We start from the raw sequence: 26,318 nt of genomic DNA on the forward strand, positions 1-26,318 counted from the left end.
GGGGGGTGTGTTTTGTGGGCCGCCCCCCCCCCCCCCCCGCCCCCGGGTCGCGCCACCCCACCACCCCCCTCCGCAACCAACCAAGACAACCAACAGCCGAGCGGCCCACCCGCGTCGACGAGAAAACCAATGTGAAACATATTCAAGAAAGGTTGCCCAATCGGTCGACCGGCCTCGCGAAGCCACAAAAGTACTTGCGCTCGATCGCTGCTTTCCACTCGCAAATGCCGGTCACATCGGGTAGTATTCAGGTATGCATTCAGTGACGGTCGACCTTGAGGCCGCGTCCACCACGCAATTGGTGAACGCGCTCTCGGTCATCGCCACTGAACTCGCCCAACGCGAAGCGCCCGACTCGGCCGCCGTCTGCCTGGAACTCACCGAAACCCTCGCCGCCGCATCCGATATGCAGGAAAGCGCGCTGGCCGGATTCATCGGGCGGGTGGATGCCGCCGGTGAGCAGGCCCGGTGGGGGTATCCCTCCACCCGGGCGTGGCTGCGGTCCCGCCTCGGGATGCGGGAGAGCCGCGCCAAGGAGCGCCTCACCCTGGCCCGCCAACGCCACCGCCTCCCGCAGGTCGCCGAGCGGCTGGCCGCCGGGGAGCTGTCCTACGGGTACGCGACCACGGTGGCCGACTCGGTCGCCAGGCTCGATGACACCGACTGCGCCCAAGCCGAGACCACGCTGCTGGGGATGGCCGATCAGGGGTTCTCGGCCGGGAAGGTCGCCGCGTTCGGCCGCCGGATCCGTGATGTCATCGCCGAGCGTGACGGCACCGAGGACGCCCCGGATGAGGACACCAAGCGGGGTTATGCCAGGTCGTGGTTGACCACGACGCGGTCGCTGGACGGCGGCCGGTATGTGAAGGGGTGGCTGAACCCCGAGGACGCCGCGATCTGGGACGGGACTTTGGCGCCGTTGGCCAAGCCGGCGGGGCCCGATGACCGCCGGGACGTGGCGGAGCGGACGGCGGCGGCGCTGTCGAGTGTGCTGTCGGGCGGGCACAAGGCCTCCAAGGTCACCGTCATCTGCGACCTGGAGACACTGACCGGCGGCAACGCCCCCGCCCGCCTCACTGATGGGACGCCGATCCCGGCCGCGCAGGCCCGCCGCATCGCCCTGGCGGCGGGTGTCTCCCCGCTGCTGCTGGGGCGCGGGAACACCCCGCTGTACCTGGGCTACCGGGAACGGTTCGCGAGTGCTGCGCAACGCCAAGTCCTCGAAACCCTGTACCCCTCGTGCGCGGTGCGGGGATGCGAGATGCCGGGCACGCTGTGCGAGGTCGACCACGTCCACGGATGGGCACTCGGCAGCCCCACCGACATCGACCAACTCGCGCTCACCTGTGGATGGCATAACCGGTTCAAGCACACCAGCCCCGACCAGATCCACATCACCAAGGATCCCGACGGGCGGTACGTCTACCGGCTGCTCCCACCGGCCGACGCCCGAGGGGCAACGGGCAGTGGCCCACCGGGCGGCACCGGCCCACCCGATGACCCCCTCGACTGGGCCGCATAACCCACCCCACCAGCACGACCGGCATGACCGCCGAGTCCGCCCGGAACCACTCGGGTCCCGGGCGGACTCGGCATGCCCACACCACACCGCACACCCGCACCGCACGCCAGTGGGCCACCATCAAGGCCGGGCCGCCCGGTTCTGCGCCTGGATGACCACCGAACGGCTCCCACCCAGGTCGGCGGCATTCACAGTCCCCGGTCTCGCCCTGGCCTCGCGGCACGCGACCCAGCGCGGCGGACGAACAAGCGTGGCGCCTGGCAGCGTGTGCTCACGTGGTGGCGAATAGAGCAGGGATGCCTGTTCGGTCCTCGTGGTACCTGACGGAGGGGGTGGTGGGGTGGCGCGACCCGGGGGCGGGGCAGGCGGAGCCTGCCCCTATCACCTGCCCAGGGGCCGCAGAGGCTCCAAAGTCAAGGGTGGACGAAGTCCATCGCGTAGCGACGCCGAAGGCGCCCTTGACTTTGGAGGGGCGGCCCCGTACGCAAGCGCCACCCCACCACCCGAACACCCCACATGCCGAAGCATCCGAACACCCCATCGCAACGACGCACCTGAACACCCCTCCCGCCAATCCCCGAACACCCCCCGCCGACGCGTCCGAACACCGCTCGAGAGCACCCGCACACCCTTTGAGAGCACCCGCACACCCCTTGAGAGCACCCGAACACGGTGGCTCTGGGCTGCTGGGAGGATGGTGGGATGCCGGTTTTCAGTGGACGGGATGGGACGCGCCTCGCCTACCGCGTCACGGAGGATGCTGGGAGCGGAGAGCCGCTGTTGTGCGTTCCGGGCGGGCCGATGCGGGCTTCTTCCTATCTCGGGGACCTCGGCGGCCTGTCCGGGAGGCGGCGGCTCGTCATGCTGGATCTGCGCGGCACCGGGGCATCGGAGGAACCGGTCGATCCGGCGACGTACCGGTGCGATCGGCAGGTCGATGACCTGGAGGCGTTGCGGGAGCATCTGGGGCTGGAGCGGGTCGATCTTCTTGCGCATTCGGCGGGCGGGGACCTCGCGGTCCTGTATGCGCTGGGGCATCCGGAGCGGGTGCGGTCGTTGACGCTGGTCGCGGGGCGGGGGCGGGCGCTCGGGATCGACTTCACGGTGGAGCATCGCCGGGAGGCGATGGCGCTGCGGAAGGACGAGCCGTGGTTCGAGGCGGGCCTTCGCGCGTTCGAGGCGGTCTGGGCGGGGAGCGCGTCGGAGGCCGACTGGGAGGCGGTGGTGCCGTTCTTCTACGGGCGTTGGGACGCGGCGGCGCGGGCCCATGCGGAGGGGGAGATCGGGGAGACGAACGAGCGGGCGGCGGAGGTGTACGCGTCGCCGGGGGCGTTCGATCCGGTGGCGGCGCGGCGGGCCGTCGCGGGGGTGGACGCGCCGGTTCTGGTCCTTGCCGGCGAGCTGGACGGCGGGCCGTTGCCGCGGGTCGCCCATGAGATCGCGGCGGCCTTCCCGGCGGGGACGGCGGTCGTGCAGCCGGGAGCGGGGCATTTCCCGTGGCTCGACGACCCCCGATGGTTCGTCGAGGCGGTGGCGAGGTTCCTGGAGCGCGGCACGGATTGACCTGGAGTGCACTCCAGGTGGAATCCTGGGGAGCGTGAGCTCTTATTCGCCGGCCGAGACCGCTGAGAGAAGCGGTTTCAGCATCGACACGTTGCGTTACTACGAGAAGATCGGGCTGCTGGAAGGGATCGCGCGGAACGCGTCCGGACGGCGCGTGTTCAGCGACAGCGACCTGCAGTGGCTCGGGATGCTGCGGTGCCTGCGCGAGACGGGGATGCCGATCGCGGAGATGCTGCGGTACTCAGAGCTCGCGCGCGGTGGTGCCGAGACCGTGCGGGAGCGGCTGGAGTTGCTGCAGGAGCACGACCGCCGGGTGGAGGCGCAGATCGCCCGGCTGCGCGAGCAGCAGGAGCACATCAAGTTCAAGATCGGCTTCTATGCCGGTGCGGTCTGCGAGGGCTCTCCGGCCTGAGCGCCTGATGGGGACGGAGTCGCTGCGCGGTCGCAGCGGCTCCGTTCTGGCGGCCGGCTTCAGCGGGTCCACGAGGGGGAGCGGCCGAGGAGGGCGAGGAGGCGGTCCTGCGGGGACGCGCCGTCCGCGGACGGGACGGCGGGCGCGAAGGACGTCCCGGGCCCGCGGTCCTCGGCGCCGGTGGGGACGATCGCGGCGACCTTGAGCGACGCGCCGACCAGCTCGTCGCCGGGCTCCCACGGCGCGCCGATCGTCGCGGCGACGTCCCAGGCGTGCACGACCAGGTCGACGAAGTGGAAGCTGATCGCGAGCGCGGCGGGGAAGGGGCCGCCGTCGCGGACCTCGGGGAGGACGAGCCCGGCGTCGAGGGCGGTCGCGGCGAACGCCTCGGTGACGAGGTCGAGGGACGCCGCGGCGGCGGCGTAGGGGTCGTCGCCGAGGTCGCCGCCGTTCCAGTTGGACAGGCGGGCGCCGTCGCCGCGGGCGGCGGCCGCGAACCCCTGGTCCTGGCCGACCTGGTGGCGCAGCAGGCCGTGCAGGGTCCAGTCGGGGCAGGGCGTCGGCAGGGCGAGCGCGTCCGGTTTCACCTGGGCGACGGCCGCGAGGTAAAGGTCGGCGGCCTTGCGGTCCAGGGGCCGGAAGTCGGTGGTGAGCAGTTCGGTCAACGGGTCCATGCGGCCACCGTAGGAAGCGCGAGTGGCTCAGGTACAGGGCCAAAAACGCGGAAAACGACTGAGCCGGTCTAGGGTCGGGCGCGTGGACCTGCATGTGAGCCTCGTCGGGCGCAAGGACCTGGCGGGCCAGATCTACCGGCAGCTGCGGGCCGCGATCCTGGACGGGCGGCTGCGCGCGGGGGAGGCGGCGCCGCCGACGCGGGAGCTGGCGCGGCGGCTGGCGATCTCGCGGAACACGGTGGCGGTCGCCTACGACCGGCTCGCGGCGGAGGGGTTCCTGGAGAGCCGGGTGGGGGCGGGGACGTTCGTCCGGGACGCCGGTTTCCTGGAGCGGGAGCGCCCGGTGGCGTCGCCGCTGCGGCCCCGGCCGGTGTGGGACGAGGTGAGGGTCTGGCCGGCGCGGATGTCCGGCATCACCTGGGACTTCCGGGCGGGACTGCCGGACGTGCGGCTGTTCCCGTACGAGTCGTGGCGGCGGATCATGGCGGGGCGGCTGCGGCCGTCCGCGCTCGGCGACCCGGCGGCGGCCGGGGACCCGGCGGGGCTGGCGGACCTGCGGGAGGCGATCGCCCGGCACGTCGGGGTGTCGCGGTCGGTGCGGGCGGCCGCGGCGGACGTGGTGGTGACGTCGGGGATCCAGCAGGCGCTCGACCTGGTCGTCCGGGTGCTGCTGGAGCCGGGGGACGTGGTGGCGGTCGAGGATCCCGGGTACCCGCCGGTGCGGATGCTGCTGCGCGCGGCGGGGATGCGGGTGCGGGGCGTGCCGGTGGACGCGGAGGGCCTGCGGGTGGACGCGCTGCCGGACGGCGCGCGGGCCGTCTATGTGACGCCGTCGCACCAGTTCCCGCTGGGGATGCCGATGTCGCTGCCGCGCCGCCGCGCGCTGCTGGAGTGGGCGCGGCGCCGGGACGTGGTGATCGTCGAGGACGACTACGACACCGAGTACCGGTACGGGGGCCGGCCGATCGAGCCGCTGCAGAGCCTGGACGACGGCGGCCGCGTGCTCTACATGGGCACCTTCTCCAAGATCATGCGTCCGGTGGTGCGGATCGGGTTCCTCGTCGCTCCGCCGTCGCTGCACCGCGCGTTCCGGCTGGCGCGGTACGTCTCGTCCTGGCACGCGGAGCTGCCGGCGCAGGCGGCGCTGGCCCGGTTCATCGACGAGGGGCTGCTCGCGCGGCACATCCGCAGGTCGCGCCGCGAGTACCAGGCCCGGCACGAGCGGGTCGCGGGGCTGCTCGGGACGCTGTTCGAGGGCCGGCTCGAGGTGGTGCCGTCGGCCGCGGGCCTGCATCTGAGCGCGACGCTGCCGGCCGGGACGGACGACGCGGCCGTCGTGCGCCGGGCGCTGGCGGAGGGGGTCGGGCTGTTCGCGCTGTCGGAGTTCGCCGTGGAGGGGCCGGCGGTGCCGGGGCTGGTGTTCGGCTACGGCGCCGTGACGCTGCCGGAGATCGCCGAGGGCCTGCGCCGCGTGCGGCGCGCCGTGGACGGGCCGCCGTCCGCGGAGTGACGCCGCGCGGTCCGCGGTCTCAGCGGTGGACGGGCGTGACGCGGCGGCCGTCCGCGCCGAACAGCAGCATCCGGTCGAGGTTCACGGTCAGCGCGACGTGGTCGCCGCGGTTCGGGCGCTGCCCGGGGTTGGCGCGGAAGATCAGGTCGGAGCGGCGGTGATGTCCGGCGTGCTCCTCGGCCTGCCCGGCCTTGCCGGACGGCCGGCCGAGCATCTCCCGCAGCCGGTCGCGCAGGCCCGGTCGCCGGGCCGCGGGTACCGCCGCGGGCAGCGGCCGTCCGAACTCGTTCGCGTCGACGGTCGGGATGCCGGCCTGCGCGTAGGCGAGCCACTCGTGACCGTGGAACTCCAGCGCGTGGACCTGGCCGGACAGCACCGTCCCCTGCCGGGCGGGCGCTCCCGGCGCGATCGGGACCAGCGTGTCGGGCCGGATCCCGGCGATCACCATCTGCCCGTGGTGGCTGATCAGCGAGGACGCGCGCGGGTCGTCCCACGGGATCGTCAGCCGCTGCGGGCCGAGGTCGAGCAGCAGCCCCTCGCCCTCGACCGCCCACAGCGTCGCCTGGAGCAGGTTGATCGGCGGGGAGCTGAGGAACGCCGCGACGAACACCGTCGCCGGGTCCTCGTAGATCTGCTCGGGGGTGCCGACGTCCTCCAGGACGCCGTCGCGCAGCACCGCCATCCGGTCGGCCATCGTCATGGCCTCGATCTGGTCGTGCGTGACGTAGACGGTGGTGGTGCGGCTGGAGCGCACCAGCGCGGCGATCTCCACCCGCAGCTCGGTGCGCAGCCCGGCGTCGAGGCTGGACAGCGGCTCGTCCATCAGGAACAGCGACGGCTCGCGGATCAGCGCCCGGCCGATCGCGGCGCGCTGCCGCTGCCCGCCCGACAGCGTGCCCGGCAGCCGGTCGATCATCGTGTTGAGGCCCAGCGCGCGCGCCAGCTCGACGACCCGCGCGGACGCCTCCGCGCGGTCGTCGCCCGACACCTCCAGCGGGAACATCATGTTCCCCTTGACGGTGCGGTGCGGGTAGAGCGCGCCCTCCTGGAACACCATCGCCACGTTCCGCTCGCGCGGCGCCAGGTCGTTGGCCACGCCCACCCGCGGCTACCGGCCGCCGACCCGTCGACGAGGCCGGGTCCGGCCACCTGCGCATCCCCCGGTGCGGGTTGCGGCGCGATGCCTTGGATGTCGGCGCGGCGCCGTAGACTCCTTCGCTGTGGCAGGCCGTATTCGCAATGAGGACATCGCGCTCGTACGCGAGCGGTCGTCCATCGCCGACGTCATCGGCGAGTACCTGCAGCTGCGGAGCGCGGGCGGCGGCAACCTCAAGGGCCTGTGCCCCTTCCACGACGAGAAGTCGCCGTCGTTCAACGTGACCCCGTCGCGCGGGCTGTACTTCTGCTTCGGCTGCGAGGCGGGCGGCGACGTCATCAAGTTCGTCCAGGAGATCGAGCACCTGTCGTTCTCCGAGGCGGTGGAGCGGCTCGCGGCGCAGGCCGGCATCCAGCTCCGCTACGAGGACGGCGGGGGCCGCGGCCCCCGGCAGGACACCGGGCAGCGCGCGCGCCTGCTGGAGGCGCACAAGGCCGCCGCCGAGTTCTACGCCGAGCACCTCGCGTCGCCCGAGGGGGAGATCGGCCGCCGGTTCCTGTCCGAGCGCGGCTTCGAGGCCGCGGACGCGGCGCACTTCGGCGTCGGGTTCGCGCCGCGCGAGTGGGAGGGCCTCGTCCGGCACCTGCGCGGGCGCGGGTTCGCCGACCGCGACATCGTCGCCGGCGGGCTGGCCAAGGAGGGCCGGCGCGGCCCGATGGACCGGTTCCGCGGCCGGCTGATGTGGCCGATCCGCGACCTGTCCGGCGACGTCATCGGGTTCGGCGCGCGCAGGCTCTACGAGGACGACGACGGCCCGAAGTACCTGAACACCCCCGAGTCGCCGCTGTTCCACAAGAGCTCGGTGCTGTACGGGGCGGACCTGGCGAAGAAGGAGATCGCGCGGCGGCGGCAGGCCGTGGTGGTCGAGGGCTACACCGACGTGATGGCCTGCCACCTGTCCGGGGTGCAGACGGCGATCGCCACGTGCGGGACGGCGTTCGGCGACGACCACATCAAGATCCTGCGCCGGCTGCTGATGGACCAGGACGAGTTCCGCGGAGAGGTGATCTTCACCTTCGACGGCGACTCGGCGGGCCAGAAGGCGGCGCTGCGCGCGTTCGCCGACGAGCAGAAGTTCGTCACGCAGACGTTCGTGGCCGTCCAGCCGGACGGCCTGGACCCGTGCGACCTGCGGATCCGGCACGGCGACGCGGCGGTGCGCGACCTGGTGGCGGCGCGGCTGCCGCTGTTCGAGTTCGCGGTGCGCAGCGCGATCCAGCAGCACGACCTGGACACCGCGGAGGGGCGGCTGGCGGCCCTCGACGCGGCGGCGCCGGTCGTCGCGGCCATCAAGGACCGGGCGCTGCGGCAGATGTACGCGGTGAGCCTCGACCGGTGGCTCGGGATCATGGACGAGCAGTTCGTGCTGCGCCGCGTCCGCGAACTGGCGAACCGGCGGCACGCCCAGGCCCGCAACGGCCGCGGCAACGTCCTGCCGAACGGCAACGGCAACAACGGGAACGGGGCCGCGCCGCAGCGGCCGGCCTTCGACCCGAACGACCCGGAGGTGCAGCGCGAGCGGGAGCTGCTGAAGCTCGCGGTGCAGCGTCCGGCGCTGCTCGGGCCGGTGTTCGACGAGGTCCCGGCGGGTGCGTTCATCGCGCCGCCGCACGCCGCGGTGCGCGCGGTGATCGCCGAGGCGGGCGGTGTGACGGCGGCGGGCAACGCCTCGGAGTGGGCGGTGATGCTGCTGGAGAAGGCGCCGAACGACCAGGTCAAGGACCTGATCACCATGCTCGGAGTCGAGCCGGTACGGTCCGCGCAGGAATCGGACGACCGCTATGCCGTGGAACTGCTGGCCCGCATACAGGAACGCCAGCTCACCCGCATGATCGCCGACGCGAAATCTAAACTCCAGCGGCTGAATCCGGTCGAGGACCCCGAGCAGTACAACCGGCTCTTCGGCGATCTTGTCGCGCTTGAGCAGCAGAGACGGGTGATGCGGGAGCGAGGGCTTGGGTCCCAGTAGCCGGTATTACCGCGAAATGGGTCCTGTGATCTAGGCCGCATCTGTCGCAGACTGTCCCCGTGGGCCCTTCGGTGCTGCCAAGCGAGGCGCCATCGGTTGATCAGGTGGCGGACCTCGTCGCACGCGGCAAAGAGCGCGGCGGTGTGACCGTCGAAGACGTCGCTGCCGCGCTCGATCGCTCGGACTTGCCGGACGACTCCCTCGAGCGGGTCGTCCGGATGCTCGCAGAGCAGGGGGTAGAGGTCCTCGAATCTCAGCAGGAGACCGAGGACGTCGCGCGAGCGGATGAGGGAGACCTCGGCAAGCGGGCGCCGACGAGCGACCTGGTCCGGATCTATCTGAGAGAGATCGGTCGCGTACCGCTTCTCACGGCAGAAGATGAAGTAGAACTGGCGAAATCGATCGAGGCGGGGCTGTTCGCGGAGGAGAAGATGGCGCACACGGCCGTCCTCTCCCACGCCGAGCGGATCGACCTCGAACTGCTCTCCCGCGACGGAGTCCGGGCGAAGCAACGGCTGATCGAGGCCAACCTGCGGCTGGTGGTCTCGATCGCGAAACGCTACGTGGGCCGGGGAATGCTGTTCCTCGACCTGATCCAGGAGGGAAATCTCGGGCTCATCCGTGCGGTCGAGAAGTTCGACTACACGAAGGGGTTCAAGTTCTCCACCTACGCCACCTGGTGGATCCGGCAGGCGATCACCCGCGCGATCGCCGACCAGGCGAGGACCATCCGGATTCCGGTGCACATGGTGGAGACGATCAACAAACTGGTCCGCGTGCAGCGGCAGATGCACCAGGACCTCGGCCGCGAACCCACCCCCGAGGAGATCGGCCTGGAGATGGGGCTGCCGCCCGTCCGGGTCGTGGAGATCCAGCGGATCGCGCAGGAGCCGGTCTCGCTGCAGTCGCCGATCGGGGAGGAGGACTCCGACCTCGGCGACTTCATCGAGGACGCGGACGCGGTCGTGCCGATCGAGGCCGCCGCGTTCATCCTGCTGCAGGACCAGCTCGAGGACATCCTCGGCACGCTGTCGGAACGGGAGCAGCGCATCATCCAACTGCGCTTCGGCCTGACCGACGGGCATCCGCGCACGCTGGAGGAGGTCGGCCGGGAGTTCGGCGTGACCAGGGAGCGGATCCGGCAGATCGAGTCCAAGACCCTGGCCAAGCTGCGGCACCCGTCCCGCGCGCAGATGCTGCGCGAGTACCTCGAGTAGGAGCGGCCCGTCCGGACCGGGACCGGGCGGGGGAGAACGACAGGGGCGGCCGCCCTCCGGGCCCGAGCGGTCCGGAGGGCGGTCGCTCGCCGCGCGCCCCGATCGCTCGTGCGGTGCGCCGCGTTCCGCGGATCCGGTGCGTGACGTCGCGTTTCGGGCGGACGGTGGATTACCGTAATGGCCATGCTGATCGTGACGACTGATGGCGTTGCCGGGTACGAAGTCCGCAGCGTGCTCGGCGAGGTCCTGGGGACGGCCGTCCAGACCGATCAGGCCGGGGCGCAGCAGCCGGGGCATCCGGGGAGCAGCGCGACGTTCCGGGTGACCGGCGACCGGCCGGCCCTCGGGCTCGCCGCCGCGCGCCGCGAGGCGGTGGACCGGCTCGGCGAGGCGGCGCGCCGCAAGGGCGCGAACACGGTGGTCGGGATGCGGTTCGACACCGCCGCGCTGCCGGGCGGGGGCCACGAGGTGTGCGCGTACGGGACGGCCGTGTGGGCGGAGCCGGCGCAGCAGGCGCCGCATCCGCAGGCGTCGCAGCATCTCCAGCACTCCCAGCAGGGGCACCTGCCGCCGTACGGCGACCCGCAGTCGGGCCCGCCGATGGTCGCGCGGAACCTGACGATGGGCATCAACGACCGCCCGCGCTGAACGCGGCGAGCGGGATCGGCGAGCGCCCGCGGGGCGCGTGGGATCCCTCACTGTCACGGGGGCGACTTGACGAGGTCAGGGCAGGCTTGGCTAATTTAGGTGAGCCTAACCATTGCACCTTGGAGTCCCCCATGCGTCCTGCCTCCGTGCTCGCCCTCAGCGGCGTCGCCGCCGTGTCAATGTCCCTTCTCTCGGCGTGCGGCGGTGACGGCAAGGCGGACGCGTCGGGCGCGATCCCCGTGACGGCGTCCGACGACAAGTGCGAGGTCGCCAAGACGGACCTGCCCGCCGGCAAGAACTCCTTCAAGGTGACCAACAAGGGCTCGGAGGTCAACGAGTTCGAGGTGCTCAAGCCGGACGGCAGCATCCTCGCCGAGCGGGAGAACATCGGCCCCGGCACCAGCGTCAACTTCGTGGTGAACCTGCCGGAGGGCAAGTTCAAGCTGCTGTGCAGCGCCGGGCAGACCGGCAAGGGCCCCTCGCAGGAGGTCACGGTCACCGGCCGGGGCGGTGGCGCCGACCCGCGGCTCACCAAGGCCGCCGCCGACTACAAGGCCTACGTCATCGCCCAGCTCGACGACACCATCGCCAAGACCAAGCCGTTCGTGGCGGCGGTGAAGGCCGGCGACGTCGACAAGGCGAAGAAGCTGTACGCGCCGTCCCGCGTCGGCTGGGAGTCGATCGAGCCGGTCGCGGAGAAGTTCAGCGACATCGACGGCAAGGTCGACACCCGCGAGGCCGACCTCAAGCCGGACGAGAAGAAGGACTGGTCGGGCTGGCACCTGCTGGAGAAGGCCCTCTGGAAGGACGGCTCCGTCAAGGGCAAGGAGAAGTACGGCGAGCAACTCCTCGCCGACCTCGAGACGCTGAAGGGCCGGCTGCCGGGCCTCGCCCTCGACCCGGTGAACGACATGGCCGCGGGCGCGAAGGGCCTGCTCGACGAGGTCGCCACCGGCAAGGTCACCGGCGAGGAGGAGCCCTTCAGCCACACCGACCTCGTCGACTTCAAGGCCAACGTGGACGGCGCGGAGAAGGCATACGAGCTGCTCAAGCCGGTCGTCCAGGAGAAGGACGCGCAGCTCGCCAAGGACCTGGACGAGAACTTCGACGCCGTCTACGCGCTGCTGAAGAAGCACGAGGAGAACGGCGGTTACGTGTCCTACGACAAGGTCGGCAAGGACGACCGCAAGGAGCTCGCCGACGCGGTGAACGCGCTGGGCGAGCCGCTGTCCAAGCTCGCGGAGGTCGTGGCGAAATGACGCGGCCGGATCCGTCGGACGCCCCGTCCCCCCGGGAGGGCGGGCGCGCCGGGATGTCCCGGCGCCGGATGCTCGGGTTCTCCGGCGCCAGCCTGCTGGTCGGCGCCGCGGCGGGAGCCGGCCTGGACCGGGTCGCCTCCGCCGACACCGGCGGCACCGACGCCGCCGCCGCGGTGCCCTTCTACGGCGCGCACCAGGCGGGCATCGCCACCGCCGTGCAGGACCGGCTGCACTTCGCCGCGTTCGACGTCACCACGGGCGACCGGGGCAGGCTCGTCCAGATGCTGAAGGACTGGACGAAGGCCGCGGCCGACATGACCGCCGGGCGGGCCATCGGCGACGGCGCGATCCCCGAGATCGGCGTGGCGCCGCCGGACGACACCGGCGAGGCCCTCGGCCTGCCCGCGTCCCGGCTGACGCTGACGATCGGGTTCGGCCCGTCGCTGTTCGACAAGGACGGCAAGGACCGGTTCGGGATCAAGGCGCGGCGCCCCGCGGCGCTGGTGGACCTGCCGCACTTCTCCGGCGAGAACCTCGACCCCGACCGCAGCGGCGGCGACATCTGCGTGCAGGCCTGCGCGGACGACCCGCAGGTGGCGGTGCACGCCATCCGCAACCTGGCGCGGATCGGGATGGGCGTCGTCGCCGTCCGCTGGTCGCAGCTCGGGTTCGGCAAGACGTCCTCGACGACGCCGGACGCGCAGACGCCGCGGAACCTGTTCGGGTTCAAGGACGGCACGGACAACATCGGCACGAACGACACGGCGCTGCTCGACAAGCACGTCTGGGCGGCCGAGGGCGACGGCTCGGACTGGATGGCGGGCGGCTCCTACCTGGTGGCGCGCCGGATCCGCATGCACATCGAGATCTGGGACCGGACGTCGCTGCAGGAGCAGGAGGACGTCTTCGGCCGCACCAAGTCCGAGGGCGCGCCGGTCGGGGCGAAGAAGGAGCGCGACAAGCCCGTCCTGGCGCGGATGAAGCCGGACGCGCACGTCCGGCTGGCGCATCCCGACTCCAACGGCGGCGCGCGGATCCTGCGGCGCGGCTACTCCTTCACCGACGGCTCGGACGGGCTGGGGCGGCTGGAGGCGGGGCTGTTCTTCATCGCCTTCCAGCGCGACCCGCGCACCGGCTTCATCAAGATCCAGGAGTCGCTGGCCGCGGACGCGATGAACGAGTACGTCCAGCACGTCGGATCGGGGATCTTCGCGTGCCCGCCCGGCGTGAAGGAGGGCGGCTACTGGGGCGAGACCCTGTTCGCCTAGGGGTCCGCCTAGGGCTCGCCTCAGGGTTCGGCGTGGGCGGCTCTCAGGAGCCGCCTCCGGCGCGTTCGGAGCGGATACGGGTCACCACGTCGCCGGCGGCCGTTCTGATGGACTCCAGCTCCTGCAGGTAGGCCCAGTAGTCCGGGTGCGCGCCGGTGAGCCGCTTCGGCGCGTGCTCCAGCCGCTCCACCAGGGCGTCCAGCGCGCGCGCATGGTGCGGGGCGGCGCCGCCGGGCTGCGCCATGGCGAGGCGCTGCGCGTCCCGCACCGCGAACCGGGCGCTCTCGACCGGCTTGTCGGGGTCGGCGGCGACCGCCTCCAGCTCCGTCACCCGCCCGGTGACCTGCCCGGCGCGCCGGTCGGCCCCGTTCAGCTCGGTGCGCGCCGCCGTCAGCGCCTGCTGCGCCTGCTTCCACTCGGCGCGCCCCGCGAACGCAGCGGCCTCGTTCAGCCGCTCGCGGGCCCGCTCGACGCCCGCCTCGACCGCCTCCGGCGCGCCCCGCAGGTCCTGCCAGCAGGCCTGCGAGTAGGCGCGCAGCAGCACCTTCATCGCCTCCCGGACGGGCCCGGCGCGGTTCGCCACGACGTCCACGCGGGTGCGGACCGAGGCGAGCGAGTTGCGCACCTTCTCCGCCATCTTCGGCAGCTCCTCGGCCGCCAGGCGGGCGCTCTCGGCGATCATGCGCACCTCGTCGGCCTTGCGCATCGCCCCGTCCAGCCCGAGCCCGCCGAGCCCCTGCGAGCTCAGCAGCGCCAGGGCCTCCTTCGCGCGCGCCAGCTCCGCCTCGGGGTCGGCGGCGTCCATCCCGGCCGCCCGCGCGGCCTGCACGGCGGACTCGGCCGCCGCGACGGCGTCCCGGGCGGCGGTGAGCCGCGGCGGGAGCTGGTCGAGGGCCGCCTCCAGCCGCGCCATCCGCGGCGCGAGCCGCTCGGCGAAGCCGTTCAGGTTGCGGGTGATCTGCTGCAGCCGCTCCGTGGACGCCAGGAACGCGCGGCGCGCCGCGTCGTACTCGGCGGGCGACCGGTCCCGGTCATCGAGGTCGTGCGCGTCCAGGACGGCGATGTAGGCCACGGAGGCGGCGTCGGCGGCCTCCGCGAGCCCGGCGAACTCCCGCCGGACCGGCGCGGCGGCGGCCGCGTCCAGATCCTCGAAGACCGTGACGCGCCCGTCGAGGAACTTCTGCGCCTGGTCCATGTCGTAGAAGGCGGTGGCGGCCGCCTCGCGCGCCTGGATCGCCGCGTCGGCGGCCTGACCGCCCCTGCCGCGCCGCCGCTGGTCGCCCGGTCCCCGCAACGCCGCCTCCCTTCGTCCTCATGCCCAGTCTCGCGCAGTCCCGGGCTTCTCGCGTAATGCGTCCACAACGGATGGAACGGATAGCATCGCTGCTGCGTCGATATAGCGAGACGCCTGCCCGGCGTCCGGTACGTCATGCGATCATGGAGGAACGCCGTGGGAGTCAGTCTCAGCAAGGGCGGCAACGTCTCGCTCACCAAGCAGGCCCCCGGCCTGTCGGCCGTGACGGTGGGCCTCGGCTGGGACCTGCGCACCACCACGGGCACCGACTTCGACCTCGACGCCTCCGCGCTGGTGCTGGACGCCTCCGGCAAGATCCTCACCGACCAGCACTTCGTCTTCTTCAACAACCTGCGGACCCCGGACGGCGGCGTCGAGCACACCGGCGACAACACCACCGGCGCGGGCGAGGGCGACGACGAGCAGATCAACGTGAACTTCGGCGCGATGCCCGCGCAGGCCGAGCGGGTCGCGTTCGCCGTGTCGATCTACGACGCCGACAGCCGCGGCCAGAACTTCGGGCAGGTCCGCAACGCCTACATCCGGGTGCTCAACCAGGGCGACCGGTCCGAGATGGCCCGCTACGACCTCACCGAGGACGCCTCCATGGAGACCGCGATGGTCTTCGGGGAGCTGTACCGCAACGGGGCCGACTGGAAGTTCCGGGCGGTCGGCCAGGGCTACGCGTCCGGCCTCGCGGGCATCGCGATGGACTTCGGCGTCAACATCTGAACCACCTCTACCCCGGGAAGGGAGTGGCCCGAACATGGGGGTCTCACTCGCCAAGGGCGGCAATGTCTCGCTGACGAAGGCCGCGCCCAATCTGACCGCCGTCACCGTGGGCCTCGGCTGGGACGTGCGCGCCACCACCGGCGCCGACTTCGACCTGGACGCCTCCGCGCTGATGCTCGGCCCGTCCGGCAAGGTGATCTCCGACCAGCACTTCGTGTTCTTCAACAACCTGAAGAGCCCGGACGGCTCGGTCGAGCACACCGGCGACAACCTGACCGGCGAGGGGGAGGGCGACGACGAGTCGATCAACGTCGACCTGACCGGAGTGCCGCAGGACTGCGACCGGATCGTCTTCCCGGTGTCGATCTACGACGCCGACAACCGGCAGCAGAACTTCGGGCAGGTCCGCAACGCCTTCATCCGGATCGTCAACCGGACCGACGGCAGTGAGCTCGCCCGCTTCGACCTGACCGAGGACGCCTCCACCGAGACCGCCATGGTCTTCGGTGAGCTGTACCGGCACGGCGCCGAGTGGAAGTTCCGGGCGGTCGGCCAGGGCTACGCCTCGGGCCTCGCCGGCATCGCCATGGACTTCGGCGTCAACGTCGGCTGACGGCCGCCGCCGCCCGCCGGACGGCCGGTTCGGCCGTCCCTCTCAGAGAAATACGCTCATGATTCTTCGCACCTTCGGATGGGCCTTCGGCATCACCGTCCTCGGCCTTCTGGTCGCCGCCCTGTACGACGGGGGGACCGGGCTCGCCCTGGTCGCCGTCCTCGCCGTGCTGGAGATCTCGCTGTCGTTCGACAACGCCGTGGTCAACGCCAAGGTGCTGGACCGGATGAGCCCGTTCTGGCAGAAGATCTTCCTGACCGTCGGCATCGCGATCGCGGTGTTCGGCATGCGGCTGGTCTTCCCGCTGCTGATCGTCGGCATCACCGCCAAGCTGAACCCCTTCGAGGCGTTCGACCTGGCGCTGAACGACCCGCACAAGTACCACCACCTGATGAACGACGCGTACCCGATGATCGCGGCGTTCGGCGGGATGTTCCTGCTGATGCTCTTCCTGGACTTCGTGTTCGAGGAGCGGGCCGACAAGTGGCTGCCGTGGCTGGAGGCGCCGCTGGCGCGGATCGGCAAGCTCGACCAGCTGTCGGTGGTCGTCTCGGGCGGGGCGCTGGCGTTCACCGCGGGCCTGTTCGCCGACGACCCCGGCCAGGTCATGATCGCCGGTGTGCTCGGCATGGTCACCTACATCCTGGTGAACGGGCTCGGCGAGCTGTTCTCCGAGGCGACCGAGGACGACGACGAGGAAGGGGACGACGAGGAGGAGCGGGCCCCGGCGAGGTCCGGGCCGAGCTCGCTGGCGCTGGCCACCGGCAAGGCCGGGTTCTTCCTGTTCCTCTACCTGGAGGTGCTGGACGCCTCGTTCAGCTTCGACGGCGTGATCGGCGCGTTCGCGATCAGCACCGACCCGATCATCATCGCGCTGGGCCTCGGCATCGGCGCCATGTACATCCGGTCGCTGACGGTGTTCCTCGTCCGCAAGGGCACCCTGCACGAGTACATCTACCTGGAGCACGGCGCCCACTGGGCGATCGGCGCGCTCGCGGTGTGCATGCTGGTCAGCATCGGCCGGCACGTCCCCGAGTGGCTCACCGGCGGGGTCGGCGCGGGCTTGATCATCGCCGCGTTCATCAGCTCCGTGGTGCGGAACCGGTCCGACGACGGCCCGGCCGCCTCGGCGGGCGACGACAAGCCGCTGCACTCCAGCAAGGTCTGACCGGAGCAAGGTCCGACCAGAGCAAGGCCCGGCCGCGCGCGGCCGGGTCCCGAAGGGGCGGTGCGCCTCCGCACGGTGCACCGTCCGCCACCGCATACCGTCCGCACCCGACACCCCCACCTCGCACTTCCGGATCCGCACCGTCTTGCACCCCGCGACGACCTATCATCAGCACCGAAGGAGCCGACGATGACGATTTCGCTGCAGAAGGGGCAGAAGGTCTCGCTGGCCAAGCCCGGCGGCGGCACCCTCACCCGGGTCAGGATGGGCCTCGGGTGGGACGCCGTCGCGAAGAAGGGACTGTTCGGCAAGGGCAAGGCCCAGTCGATCGACCTGGACGCGTCCTGCCTGCTGTTCGACGCGAGCGGCAACCTCGCCGACTCGGTGTGGTTCCGGCAGCTGCGCAGCAAGGACGGGTCCGTCCAGCACACCGGCGACAACCTGACCGGCGCGGGCGAGGGCGACGACGAGGTCATCAACGTCGACCTGCAGAGCGTCCCCGCGAACGTCACCCAGCTGGTGTTCACGGTGAACTCCTTCACCGGGCAGGACTTCTCGCAGATCGAGAACGCGTTCTGCCGGCTGGTGGACGAGGCGACCGGGCAGGAGATCGCGCGCTACGACCTCAGCGGCGCCGGGCAGCACAACGCGCAGATCATGGCGAAGGTGTCGCGGGACGGCGCGGGCTGGTCGATGACCGCGATCGGCGCGACCGCGTCGGGCCGCACCTTCCAGCACCTGCTGCCCGCCGTGTCGGCGCATTTGTGATCGGCGGGCATGCGCGACGCGGGAGGCGTCCGTGACGGCGATGCGCCGGTGCCCGCGCTGCCGCGATGACGCGGCGCTCAGGACGATGTGGGACGCGTATGCGGCACTTTGACCATATTGACACCGCCTACCGGAAGCACCTGTTCTACCGCCATCCCCGCCCGTTCCGCCGGCACGACGACCCGGCGGTGCTGGCGGTGGCGCTCGGCGCGACGCTGTACTGCCCCGCCACCCGTCCCGCGCTCGCGGGCGACATCGAGAAGGCGGCGCGGCGCGGCGTCATGAGCATGGTCGTGTGCCTGGAGGACGCGATCGGCGACGACGAGGTGGCCGAGGCCGAGGACAACCTCGTCGCGCAGCTGCGGGACCTGCACGCCCGCGGCGCGGGCGAGCCCGAGCCGGACCGCGGCCGGCGCGCCGCGGGGGAGCGGGCCGGGGAGCGGTCCATCGGCGGTGTGCCGCTGCTGTTCGTGCGGGTCCGCGATCCACGGCAGATCGGCGACATCGCCGCCCGGCTGGGGCCCGCGGCCGGGCTGGTCAGCGGATTCGTGCTGCCGAAGTTCACGGCGTCGTCCGGTGGAGCGTTCCTCGACGCGCTGGAGGACACGGCCGCCCGCACCGGGCTGCCGCTGCTCGCGATGCCGGTGCTCGAGAGCCCGGAGACGGTGCACAGCGAGAGCCGCACCGAGGTGCTGCACGACGTGGCGCGGCTGCTGGCCAAGCACCGCGACCGGGTCCTCGCGGTGCGGATCGGCGCGACGGACATGTCGGCGGCCTACGGCCTGCGCCGCCCGCCCGACCTGACGATCTACGACATCCGGCCGGTCGCCGCGGCGATCACCGACATCGTCAACGTGCTCGGCCGCGCGGACGGCAGCGGCTTCGTGGTGACGGGCCCGGTCTGGGAGTACTTCTCGGCGGGGGAGCGGATGTTCAAGCCGCAGCTGCGGCAGTCGCCGTTCGAGGCGCAGCGGGCCGCGCCGCTGCGGCAGCGGCTCATCACCTCCGACCTGGACGGGCTGATCCGCGAAGTGCACCTGGACAAGGCCAACGGGCTGACCGGCAAGACCGTCATCCATCCGACGCATGTGGCGGCCGTGCACGCGCTGTCGGTCGTCACGCACGAGGAGTACTGCGATGCCGCCGACATCCTCGGGTACGCGGGCGGCGGCGCGATGGCGAGCTCGTACGCGAACAAGATGAACGAGGCGAAACCGCATCGCGCATGGGCGGAGCGGCTGATGCTCCGCGCGCGCGTGTTCGGGGTGGCGGCGCGGGACGTGACGTTCGTCGAGCTTCTGGAAGCGGCGGGCAGCCGATGACGGTGCCTGACGGGACGGCGGTGTGGCCGGGGGCGTGGGTGACGTCCCGGCTCGGCGTCCGGCTGGTCGACGGCGAACGTCCGGTGGGCGCCGGGCTGGCGTCGATGGTGGGGCTCGCCGTCCGCCGCAATCCGCGCCGCGCCCATCTGCTGGTCTCGGCGGTGCTCGGCAAGCACGTCCCGACCGATCCCCGGCTGGTGTACGGATCGGGGCTGCTGCTGGGCGAGCTCGTGCGCGCGCGCCTGTCCGACGAGGTGACGTCCGTTCCGCCGGGTTCGCTGGAGGATGCCCTGGCGGGCGTGCCCGGCGCCGCGGCGGCATTGCGCGACGCGTTGCGGGAGCCGCGCCCGCATGTGGACGCCATCGTCCTCGGCTATGCGGAGACCGCCACCGCCCTGGGGCATTCGGTGGCGGACGCCCTGGGCGGCGCCTACTACCTGCACTCCACGCGCCGTCCGGTGCGCGGCTTCGCCGCGTACGGTGGGTTCGAGGAGGAGCACAGCCACGCGACGAGCCATCTGCTGCTGCCGTCGGACCCCGCGGCGCTCGACCGGGACGTCCCGGTCGTGCTGGTGGACGACGAGCTGTCCACGGGGCAGACGGTGCTGAACACGATCGAAGCGCTGCACGCGCTGCGCCCGCGCGGGCACTACGTGCTGGCGGCGCTCGTCGACCTGCGCGGGGAGTCCGACCGCGCGCGCGTGGACGAACTGGCCGCGCGGCTCGGCACGCGCATCGACGCCGTCTCCCTCGCCGCAGGACGGGTCGAGCTGCCGGGCGACGTGCTGGAGAAGGGCACGCGGATCGTCACCCAGCTGTCCGCCGGCTCTAGTGCGGCCGGCGGGGGACGCGCGTTCGGCGTCGCGCGGATCGCGCTCGACTGGCCGGACGGCGTGCCCGACGGCGGGCGCCACGGGTTCCGGCCCGAGCACCGCGCCGCCCTGGAGAAGGACCTGCCGCGCATGGCCGACGCCGTCGCGGCGGAACTCGGGGACGGCGCGTCCCGCGTGCTCGTCCTCGGGTTCGAGGAGCTGATGTACGCGCCGCTGCGGCTGGCGGAGGCGCTCGCCGACGCGTCCCCGGGCCTGGACGTCCGGTACTCCACGACCACCCGCTCGCCCGTCCTGGCCGTGGACGATCCCGGTTACGCGATCCGCACGCGGCTCGCGTTCCCGGCGCACGATGACCCGGCGGACGGCCCGGGGGAGCGGTACGCCTACAACGTCGCGCCCGCCGCCGGGCGCCCGCCGTTCGACCGCATCGTGTACGTGGTGGACGACGTCGGCGACACGCAGGGGCTCACCGACGGGCTCCTTGCGCGCCTGCGCGCGCTCGCGCCCGTGGTGGTCGCGACCGTCCCGTCCCATGGGAGTGACCGGTGAGGCCGCTGTACGGGCCCGATTTCGGCAGCTACGCGGCGGACGACGTCGCATGGCTGCTGAAGGACCTGTCGGACGCGCGGCTGGAGGCGCCCACGGAGGAGCGCGAGGCCGCGATCCAGGCGGGCCGCGCCCACTACGCCGAGTCGCTGCCCGTCGAGTACCAGCCGGGTCCGGAGTACCGGCGGCTGTTCCAGGAGGCGCTGGAGGCGTCCGCCGGACGGCTCGCCTACGCGACCGGCCTGGTCGCCGAGCAGATCCTCGCCGAGCGGGGCCCGGACGCCGTCGTGGTGTCGCTCGCGCGCGCGGGCACCCCGGTCGGGATCCTGGTGCGGCGCTGGGCCCGGTTCGCGCACGGGCTCGACCTGCCGCACTACGCGATCAGCATCGTCCGGGGCCGGGGCATCGACACCGTCGCGCTGGAGTACCTGGCGGCTCGGTACGACCCGTCCGCGGTGATGTTCGTGGACGGCTGGACGGGCAAGGGCGCCATCACCCGCGAGCTGACCGCGGCGCTCGCCGGCACCGGGTTCCCCGCCGACCTGGCCGTCCTCGCCGACCCCGGGCGCTGCACCTCGCTGCACGGCACCCGCGACGACTTCCTGATCCCGTCCGCGTGCCTGAACTCGACCGTGTCCGGGCTGGTCAGCCGGACCGTCCTGAACGCCGAGCTGATCGGCCCCGGCGACTTCCACGGCGCGAAGTTCTACGCCGAGCTGGCCGGCGACGACGTGTCGGCGCTGTTCCTCGACACCGTCTGCGCGCGCTTCGCGGACGTGGCGGAACGGGTCGCGAAGGACGCACCGGACCTGCGGGCGTCCGACCGTGCGCCCGACTGGTCGGGGTGGGAGGCGGTCCGCGGTGTCGCCGCCGAGCACGGCATCGACGACCTCAACCTGGTGAAGCCGGGCATCGGGGAGACGACGCGGGTGCTGCTGCGCCGTGTCCCATGGAAGGTCCTCGCGCGCGCGGACGCGGGCCCCGAACTGACGCACATCAGGCTTCTGGCAAGGGAACGCGGCGTGCCCGTCGTCGACGTCGAATCGGACCGTTTCCCCTACGCGTGCATGGGGCTCATCCACCCGCGCTTCGGCAAGGGGGCAGTCCAGTGACCGCTCTGGTGTGCTCGGACCTGGACCGTACGCTCATCTACTCGCAGGCCGCGTTCGCGTTGGACGGCCCGGACGAGGCCATGCCGCGCCTCGTCTGCGTCGAGTTCTACCAGGGCGCCCCCCTCTCCTACATGACGGAGACCGCCGCGCGCACACTGGAGACCCTCGCCGCGTCCGCCGTGTTCGTCCCCACGACGACGCGGACACCGGAGCAGTACCGCCGCGTCCACCTGCTGGAGAAACCGCCCGCCTACGCGATCTGCGCCAACGGCGGCCACCTCCTCGTGGACGGCGAGGACGACCCGTCATGGTCGGCGTCCGTGCGCGCCCGCATCGCGGACGGCTGCGCGCCGCTCGCCGAGATCCAGGACCGCCTCGTCCGGACCGGCGGGGAGTTCGTCCTGAGAAGACGTACCGCGTCCGACCTGTTCGCCTACACGGTCGTCGACCGGGCCGCACTCCCGCCCGGCTGGGTCGACGACCTCGCCGGCTGGTGCGCCGACCGCGGCTGGCGGACGTCCCTGCAGGGCCGCAAGGTCTATTGCCTGCCCGCCTGCCTCACCAAGGCCGCCGCCGCGGCCGAGGTCGCCCGCCGCACCGGTGCGTCCGCGCTGCTCGCCGCCGGCGACTCGCTGCTCGATACCGACCTCCTCGAGGCCGCCCACCTGGCGATCCGTCCCGCGCACGGTGAACTCCACGACGCCGGCTGGACGTCCCCGGCCACCGCCGTCACCGCGTCCCGCGGCATCGCCGCCGGCCAGGAGATCACGAACTGGCTGCTGCACCGGGTGGAAAATCACCACTGACCCGCCCCGCCCGTCGACAACCGACGCCGCCCGGGGACTCGCCGGGGCCGCCGTCGCGGGTCACAATCACACTAGGACCCCGGCCCCGGCCGCGAGGAGGTACCCCTGCGCGCATGAGCTCCCGTCTCACCGGCGACGAGACCGCCCTGTGGAAGGCCGCGGCCCGCGTCCTGGACGCGAACTGGACCGGGACCGCGACCGCCGCGTCGCCCGGCCTCTACCCCCACCAGTGGAGCTGGGACTCCGCCTTCATCAGCCTCGGCCTGGCCCGGCACCGCCCCGACCGCGCCGAGACCGAACTGCTGTCCCTCTTCCGCGGCCAGTGGGCCGACGGCATGCTCCCGCACATCGTGTTCAACACCCGCCTCGCCCGCCACGCCTTCTTCCCCGGCCCGGACCTGTGGCGCAGCACCGAGCAGCCCGCCGCGCCACACGGCGTGCAGACCTCCGGCCTCACCCAGCCGCCCGTCCACGCGCTCGTCGCCCTGCGCCTGCACGAATGCGCGTCCGACGGGGAGAGCAGCCGCGGCTTCCTCGCCCGCCTCTACCCGATGCTCGCCGCCCAGCACCGCTACCTCGCCACGGCCCGCGACCTCGGCTCCAGCGGCCTCATCGCCATCTGCCACCCCTGGGAGTCCGGCCTCGACAACAGCCCCGCCTGGGACCGCCCCCTCGGCGCCCTCCAGCTCCCGCCCACCGCCTACGCCCCCGCGCACCGCTCCCGCACCCTGCCCACCGGCGAGGACTACGACCGCTACGTCCGCCTCGTCGCTCTCATGCGCGAAGCCGGCTACCGGCCCGACTACCTGCGCGCATCCCACCCGTTCGCCGTCGAGGACCCGCTCGTCAACGCCACCTTCCTCGCCTCCGCGCACGCCCTCGCCGAGGTCGCCCGCATCGTCGGCGCCGACCCCGCGCCCCACCTGGAGGCCGCGCAGCGCGTCCACACCGCCCTCCTCGACCGCCTCTGGGACGCCGACACCGGCTGCTTCCGCGCCCGCGACCTGCGCGACGACCGGCTCCTGCCCGTCATCACCGCCGGGTCCTTCGGCCCCCTCCTCGACCCCGAACTGCCCGCCGCGCACGTCCGCAACCTCGTCGACCTGCTGCTGTCCGCCCGGTTCGCCGGAGCCGCCGGATACCCCGTCCCCACCTGCGACATCCAGGCGCCCGCGTTCGACCGCGGCGGCTACTGGCGCGGCCCCACCTGGGTCAGCACGAACTGGCTGATCTGGTACGGCGCCCTCGCCCACGGCCTGCCCGTCGTCGCCGACCTGCTGTACGGCTCCACGATGCGGCTCGTCCGCCAGTCCGGGTTCCGCGAGTTCTTCGACCCCTTCGACGGCACCGGACGCGGCAGCCACGACTACTCCTGGTCCGCCGCCCTCGTCCTCGACCTGCTCGGGGCCCGCCGCGCGCCGCAGGCCGCCTGATCGCCTACCGTTGGGGCATGCGCCTACTCCGGGGCCACCTGCCCTCCGCGGTCCGCGACGCGCTCACGATCGAACGCGGCGAGCGCGTCCTCGCCTCCGCCCCCACCCGCGGCGGTTCCCACGTGGTCGCGTCCACCACCGCCCTGCACCTGCCGGCCGCGTCCGGCGGCTTCGTCCGCATCCCGTGGGAGCGCGTCGACCAGGCCACCTGGAAGGACGGCTGGCTGCACGTCACCGAGACCTCCGGCGGCGCGGAGCACCACGTCCGCCTCACCGAGCCCGGCTCCGTGCCCGAGACCGTCCGGGAACGCGTCACCGCCACCATCGCCGTCACCCACCACGCGAAACTCCCGGGCGGCGGCAAGGTGCGCATCGCCGGCCGGCGCCCCGCCGGCGGCGGCGACGTGCGCTGGACGTTCGTCTTCGACGCCGGCCTCGACCCCGACGACCCGGGCCTGCGCGCCCAGGCCGAGCAGATCCTCGAGGACCTGCGCCGCCAGACGGGCCTCTAGCCGGGGTGGACCGTCGGCTCGTCCTCGGCCTTGTGCCTGCCGGCGACCTTCTGCTGCGGCACCTTCTCCTTCGCGGTGGAGGCCATCTCGCCGGCCTTCCCGCGCGCCGCCCCGGCGAACTGGCCGCCCTTGGCGCGCAGCATGCCCGCGGCCTCCTGCACGTTCGGGTTCGCCGAGACCTGCCGCGAGAGCCTCTTGATCTGCTCGTAGCGCTCCCGCCCGGCTTTCGTCCCGAGGACGTAGCCGACCGCCGCGCCCGCCATGAACATCATCCGCGACTTCATGATCAACTCCCTGTGGGGCCGTTCGATCCACCCCCTATACCCACGAAGGCCGCCGCCACCCGTAACGCGTGCGCGAACAGCCCCGCACATGCGCTAACCTAGACGCGCTGGCAGGGGCCCGAAGCCCCGCCGGACGCACGATCCCGCGTAGCTCAATCGGCAGAGCAGCCGGCTGTTAACCGGCAGGTTATTGGTTCGAGTCCAATCGCGGGAGCAGCTCAACACGCCTAAAGTCGCAGGTCAGGCCCGTTCCCTGTGCTGGGAACGGGCCTGACTGCTGCCGGTGCACCTTCCCCGTGACCTGCGTCCGCTGCGCCTGACCAACAGAACAGCGCGATCTCGTCCAGCAGGCCACGGGTGCGGTCGGCGGCGGCCCGCGCCGGGTTCACGCCGCGGCGCCCACCAGCCCGTGCGGGTCGAGGACGTACTTGCGCGCCGCGCCCCTGTCGAACTCCGCGTAGCCCTGGGGCGCCTGGTCGAGCGGGATGACGGTCGCGTTGACATTGCGGGCGACGTGCACCCGGTCGTGCAGGATCGCCATCATCAGCTGCCGGTTGTAGGACATCACCGGGCACTGTCCGGTGGTGAGGGACTCGGACTTGGCCCAGCCGAGCCCGAGCTTCAGGCCGAGCTGCCCGACCCGGGCGTTCTCGTCCGAGGCTCCCGGGTCGCCGGTGACGTAGAGACCGGGGACGCCGACCCGCCCGGCCGCCCGAGTGATGTCCATCAACGTGTTGAGGACGACCGCGGGCTGCTCTCCCCCGTTCGGACCGTGGCCGCGCGCCTCGAACCCGACGCAGTCGACGGCCGCGTCCACCTCCGGGACGCCGAGGATCTGCTCGATCTGCTCGCCCACGTCGGCGTGCTGGGACAGGTCGATCGTCTCGCAGCCGAACCCTCGGGCCTGCGCCAGCCGCTGCTCGTTCATGTCCCCGACGATCACGACGGCGGCGCCGAGCAGCAGGCAGGCGGTGGCGCACGCCAGCCCGACCGGCCCCGCGCCCGCCACGTACACCGTCGACCCGGTGGTCACGCCCGCCGTGTAGGCGCCGTGGTAGCCGGTAGGGAGGATGTCCGACAGCATCGCCAGGTCCGGCAGCTTGGCCATCACCGTGTCGCGGTCGGCCGGGAACTTCAGCAGGTTGAAGTCCGCGTACGGGACGACCGCGTACCGCGCCTGCCCACCGTGCCAGCCGCCCATGTCGACGTAGCCGTAGGCGGCGCCCGGACGTTCCCGGTTGACGTTCTCGCACACGCCGGTGTGGCGCTCCTTGCAGTTGCGGCAGCGCCCGCATGCGATGTTGAAGGGGACGCTGACCAGGTCGCCGTTCTTGATGAACTCGACGTCCCTGCCCGTTTCGATCACCTCGCCGGTGATCTCGTGGCCGAGCGTGAGCCCGGCGGGCGCGGTCGTCCGGCCCCGCACCATGTGCTGGTCGGACCCGCAGATGTTGGTCGCGAGCACCTTCAAGATGACGCCGTGCTGGAGCCGGCGGCCGTTCTGCTCGGCCAGCTCGAGCTTGGGGAAGTCCAGGTCCTCGACCGTGACCTCACCCGGTCCCTGGTACACGACGCCGCAGTTGGTGTCCACCATGGTTCATCCCTCCACATCGAGGATCGCGGTCCTTATACCCCGTTAATGCAGGTCAATCGGACTTTCGAGATTCGGATGCGCGATGCACCGGGGGCGTTCCCCG

24 protein-coding genes and 1 tRNA gene are annotated in these 26,318 nt (G+C 72.3%); 20 read left to right on the forward strand and 5 right to left on the reverse strand.

What is annotated here, in order from left to right; genetic code table 11:
* The first annotated feature begins 253 nt into the window (after positions 1-253).
* The 3 genes from F8568_RS11790 (at position 254) to F8568_RS11800 (ending at position 3,497) form a co-directional block, all read left to right on the forward strand.
* Positions 254-1,522, forward strand: coding sequence for an HNH endonuclease signature motif containing protein (locus tag F8568_RS11790; protein WP_151593580.1), 1,269 nt, complete (start codon positions 254-256; stop codon positions 1,520-1,522).
* 702 nt (positions 1,523-2,224) lie between these two features.
* Entirely contained in the window at positions 2,225-3,085 is an 861-nt protein-coding gene (locus tag F8568_RS11795) for an alpha/beta fold hydrolase (RefSeq protein WP_151593581.1), read from the forward strand.
* Positions 3,086-3,119: 34 nt separating this feature from the next.
* A complete protein-coding gene (locus F8568_RS11800) occupies positions 3,120-3,497 on the forward strand; it encodes a MerR family transcriptional regulator (protein ID WP_151593582.1) in 378 nt (125 codons plus the stop codon).
* 59 nt (positions 3,498-3,556) lie between these two features.
* Here the strand turns inward: F8568_RS11800 and F8568_RS11805 are convergent, their stop codons facing one another.
* Complete coding sequence (locus F8568_RS11805) at positions 3,557-4,171, reverse strand: TIGR03086 family metal-binding protein (RefSeq protein ID WP_151593583.1); 615 nt, start codon at positions 4,169-4,171, stop codon at positions 3,557-3,559.
* An 82-nt stretch (positions 4,172-4,253) separates the two neighbouring features.
* Between F8568_RS11805 and pdxR the strand changes: the two genes are divergently transcribed.
* The gene (gene pdxR / locus F8568_RS11810) at positions 4,254-5,681 is read left to right on the forward strand and encodes a MocR-like pyridoxine biosynthesis transcription factor PdxR (RefSeq protein WP_151593584.1); all 1,428 of its coding nucleotides are present in this window, start codon (positions 4,254-4,256) and stop codon (positions 5,679-5,681) included.
* Between the two features lie 19 nt (positions 5,682-5,700).
* Here the strand turns inward: pdxR and F8568_RS11815 are convergent, their stop codons facing one another.
* Entirely contained in the window at positions 5,701-6,777 is a 1,077-nt protein-coding gene (locus F8568_RS11815; RefSeq protein WP_151593585.1) for an ABC transporter ATP-binding protein, read from the reverse strand.
* A 124-nt stretch (positions 6,778-6,901) separates the two neighbouring features.
* Between F8568_RS11815 and dnaG the strand changes: the two genes are divergently transcribed.
* From dnaG to efeB, 5 genes are all read left to right on the forward strand, one after another.
* Positions 6,902-8,806: a DNA primase gene (gene dnaG, locus F8568_RS11820; protein WP_151593586.1), complete on the forward strand. Its 1,905-nt coding sequence runs from the start codon at positions 6,902-6,904 to the stop codon at positions 8,804-8,806.
* A gap of 71 nt (positions 8,807-8,877) precedes the next feature.
* Positions 8,878-10,023 carry an RNA polymerase sigma factor RpoD gene (gene rpoD / locus F8568_RS11825; protein ID WP_151593792.1) on the forward strand — a complete coding sequence of 382 codons (1,146 nt, stop codon included), beginning with the start codon at positions 8,878-8,880 and terminating at the stop codon, positions 10,021-10,023.
* A gap of 183 nt (positions 10,024-10,206) precedes the next feature.
* Positions 10,207-10,671, forward strand: a complete 465-nt coding sequence (locus F8568_RS11830; RefSeq protein WP_151593587.1) for a YbjQ family protein — start codon at positions 10,207-10,209, stop codon at positions 10,669-10,671.
* 131 nt (positions 10,672-10,802) lie between these two features.
* Positions 10,803-11,930: an iron uptake system protein EfeO gene (gene efeO / locus F8568_RS11835; RefSeq protein ID WP_151593588.1), complete on the forward strand. Its 1,128-nt coding sequence runs from the start codon at positions 10,803-10,805 to the stop codon at positions 11,928-11,930.
* A complete protein-coding gene (gene efeB, locus F8568_RS11840) occupies positions 11,927-13,198 on the forward strand; it encodes an iron uptake transporter deferrochelatase/peroxidase subunit (protein WP_151593589.1) in 1,272 nt (423 codons plus the stop codon). Before efeO ends, efeB begins: the two co-directional genes overlap by 4 nt.
* 43 nt (positions 13,199-13,241) lie before the next feature.
* Here efeB and F8568_RS11845 read toward each other — a convergent pair whose 3' ends face one another.
* Positions 13,242-14,492 carry a molecular chaperone DnaJ gene (locus F8568_RS11845; RefSeq protein WP_151593590.1) on the reverse strand — a complete coding sequence of 417 codons (1,251 nt, stop codon included), beginning with the start codon at positions 14,490-14,492 and terminating at the stop codon, positions 13,242-13,244.
* Positions 14,493-14,648: 156 nt separating this feature from the next.
* On the opposite strand from F8568_RS11845, the gene F8568_RS11850 reads away from it, so the two are divergent.
* From F8568_RS11850 to F8568_RS11895, 10 genes are all read left to right on the forward strand, one after another.
* Positions 14,649-15,224 (forward strand): TerD family protein, encoded by a 576-nt coding sequence (locus tag F8568_RS11850; protein ID WP_151593591.1) that lies wholly within the window; start codon positions 14,649-14,651, stop codon positions 15,222-15,224.
* A gap of 34 nt (positions 15,225-15,258) precedes the next feature.
* Positions 15,259-15,837, forward strand: coding sequence for a TerD family protein (locus tag F8568_RS11855; protein WP_151593592.1), 579 nt, complete (start codon positions 15,259-15,261; stop codon positions 15,835-15,837).
* A 58-nt stretch (positions 15,838-15,895) separates the two neighbouring features.
* On the forward strand, positions 15,896-17,005 hold the full coding sequence (locus F8568_RS11860; RefSeq protein ID WP_151593593.1) for a DUF475 domain-containing protein: 1,110 nt from the start codon (positions 15,896-15,898) through the stop codon (positions 17,003-17,005).
* Positions 17,006-17,194: 189 nt separating this feature from the next.
* Positions 17,195-17,773 (forward strand): TerD family protein, encoded by a 579-nt coding sequence (locus F8568_RS11865; RefSeq protein WP_151593594.1) that lies wholly within the window; start codon positions 17,195-17,197, stop codon positions 17,771-17,773.
* Positions 17,774-17,871: 98 nt separating this feature from the next.
* A complete protein-coding gene (locus F8568_RS11870; RefSeq protein ID WP_151593595.1) occupies positions 17,872-19,095 on the forward strand; it encodes an HpcH/HpaI aldolase/citrate lyase family protein in 1,224 nt (407 codons plus the stop codon).
* Complete coding sequence (locus F8568_RS11875) at positions 19,092-20,477, forward strand: phosphoribosyltransferase family protein (RefSeq protein ID WP_151593596.1); 1,386 nt, start codon at positions 19,092-19,094, stop codon at positions 20,475-20,477. The genes F8568_RS11870 and F8568_RS11875 overlap by 4 nt, the downstream gene beginning before the upstream one ends.
* Positions 20,474-21,586 (forward strand): cysteine protease StiP family protein, encoded by a 1,113-nt coding sequence (locus F8568_RS11880; protein WP_151593597.1) that lies wholly within the window; start codon positions 20,474-20,476, stop codon positions 21,584-21,586. Before F8568_RS11875 ends, F8568_RS11880 begins: the two co-directional genes overlap by 4 nt.
* On the forward strand, positions 21,583-22,392 hold the full coding sequence (locus F8568_RS11885; protein WP_151593598.1) for an HAD family hydrolase: 810 nt from the start codon (positions 21,583-21,585) through the stop codon (positions 22,390-22,392). Before F8568_RS11880 ends, F8568_RS11885 begins: the two co-directional genes overlap by 4 nt.
* A 113-nt stretch (positions 22,393-22,505) precedes the next feature.
* On the forward strand, positions 22,506-23,825 hold the full coding sequence (locus tag F8568_RS11890) for an MGH1-like glycoside hydrolase domain-containing protein (RefSeq protein ID WP_151593599.1): 1,320 nt from the start codon (positions 22,506-22,508) through the stop codon (positions 23,823-23,825).
* A 17-nt stretch (positions 23,826-23,842) separates the two neighbouring features.
* Positions 23,843-24,337: a hypothetical protein gene (locus F8568_RS11895; RefSeq protein ID WP_151593600.1), complete on the forward strand. Its 495-nt coding sequence runs from the start codon at positions 23,843-23,845 to the stop codon at positions 24,335-24,337.
* Here F8568_RS11895 and F8568_RS11900 read toward each other — a convergent pair.
* Positions 24,334-24,621 (reverse strand): YtxH domain-containing protein, encoded by a 288-nt coding sequence (locus tag F8568_RS11900; protein ID WP_202124832.1) that lies wholly within the window; start codon positions 24,619-24,621, stop codon positions 24,334-24,336. The genes F8568_RS11895 and F8568_RS11900 overlap by 4 nt on opposite strands.
* A 141-nt stretch (positions 24,622-24,762) precedes the next feature.
* On the opposite strand from F8568_RS11900, the gene F8568_RS11905 reads away from it, so the two are divergent.
* Positions 24,763-24,835, forward strand: a tRNA-Asn gene (locus F8568_RS11905).
* Positions 24,836-25,006: 171 nt separating this feature from the next.
* Here F8568_RS11905 and fdhA read toward each other — a convergent pair.
* Positions 25,007-26,212, reverse strand: coding sequence for a formaldehyde dehydrogenase, glutathione-independent (gene fdhA, locus F8568_RS11910; RefSeq protein WP_151593793.1), 1,206 nt, complete (start codon positions 26,210-26,212; stop codon positions 25,007-25,009).
* Positions 26,213-26,318 lie beyond the last annotated feature (106 nt).

It is taken from the genome of Actinomadura physcomitrii (assembly GCF_008923205.2).
GTDB lineage: Bacteria > Actinomycetota > Actinomycetes > Streptosporangiales > Streptosporangiaceae > Spirillospora > Spirillospora physcomitrii.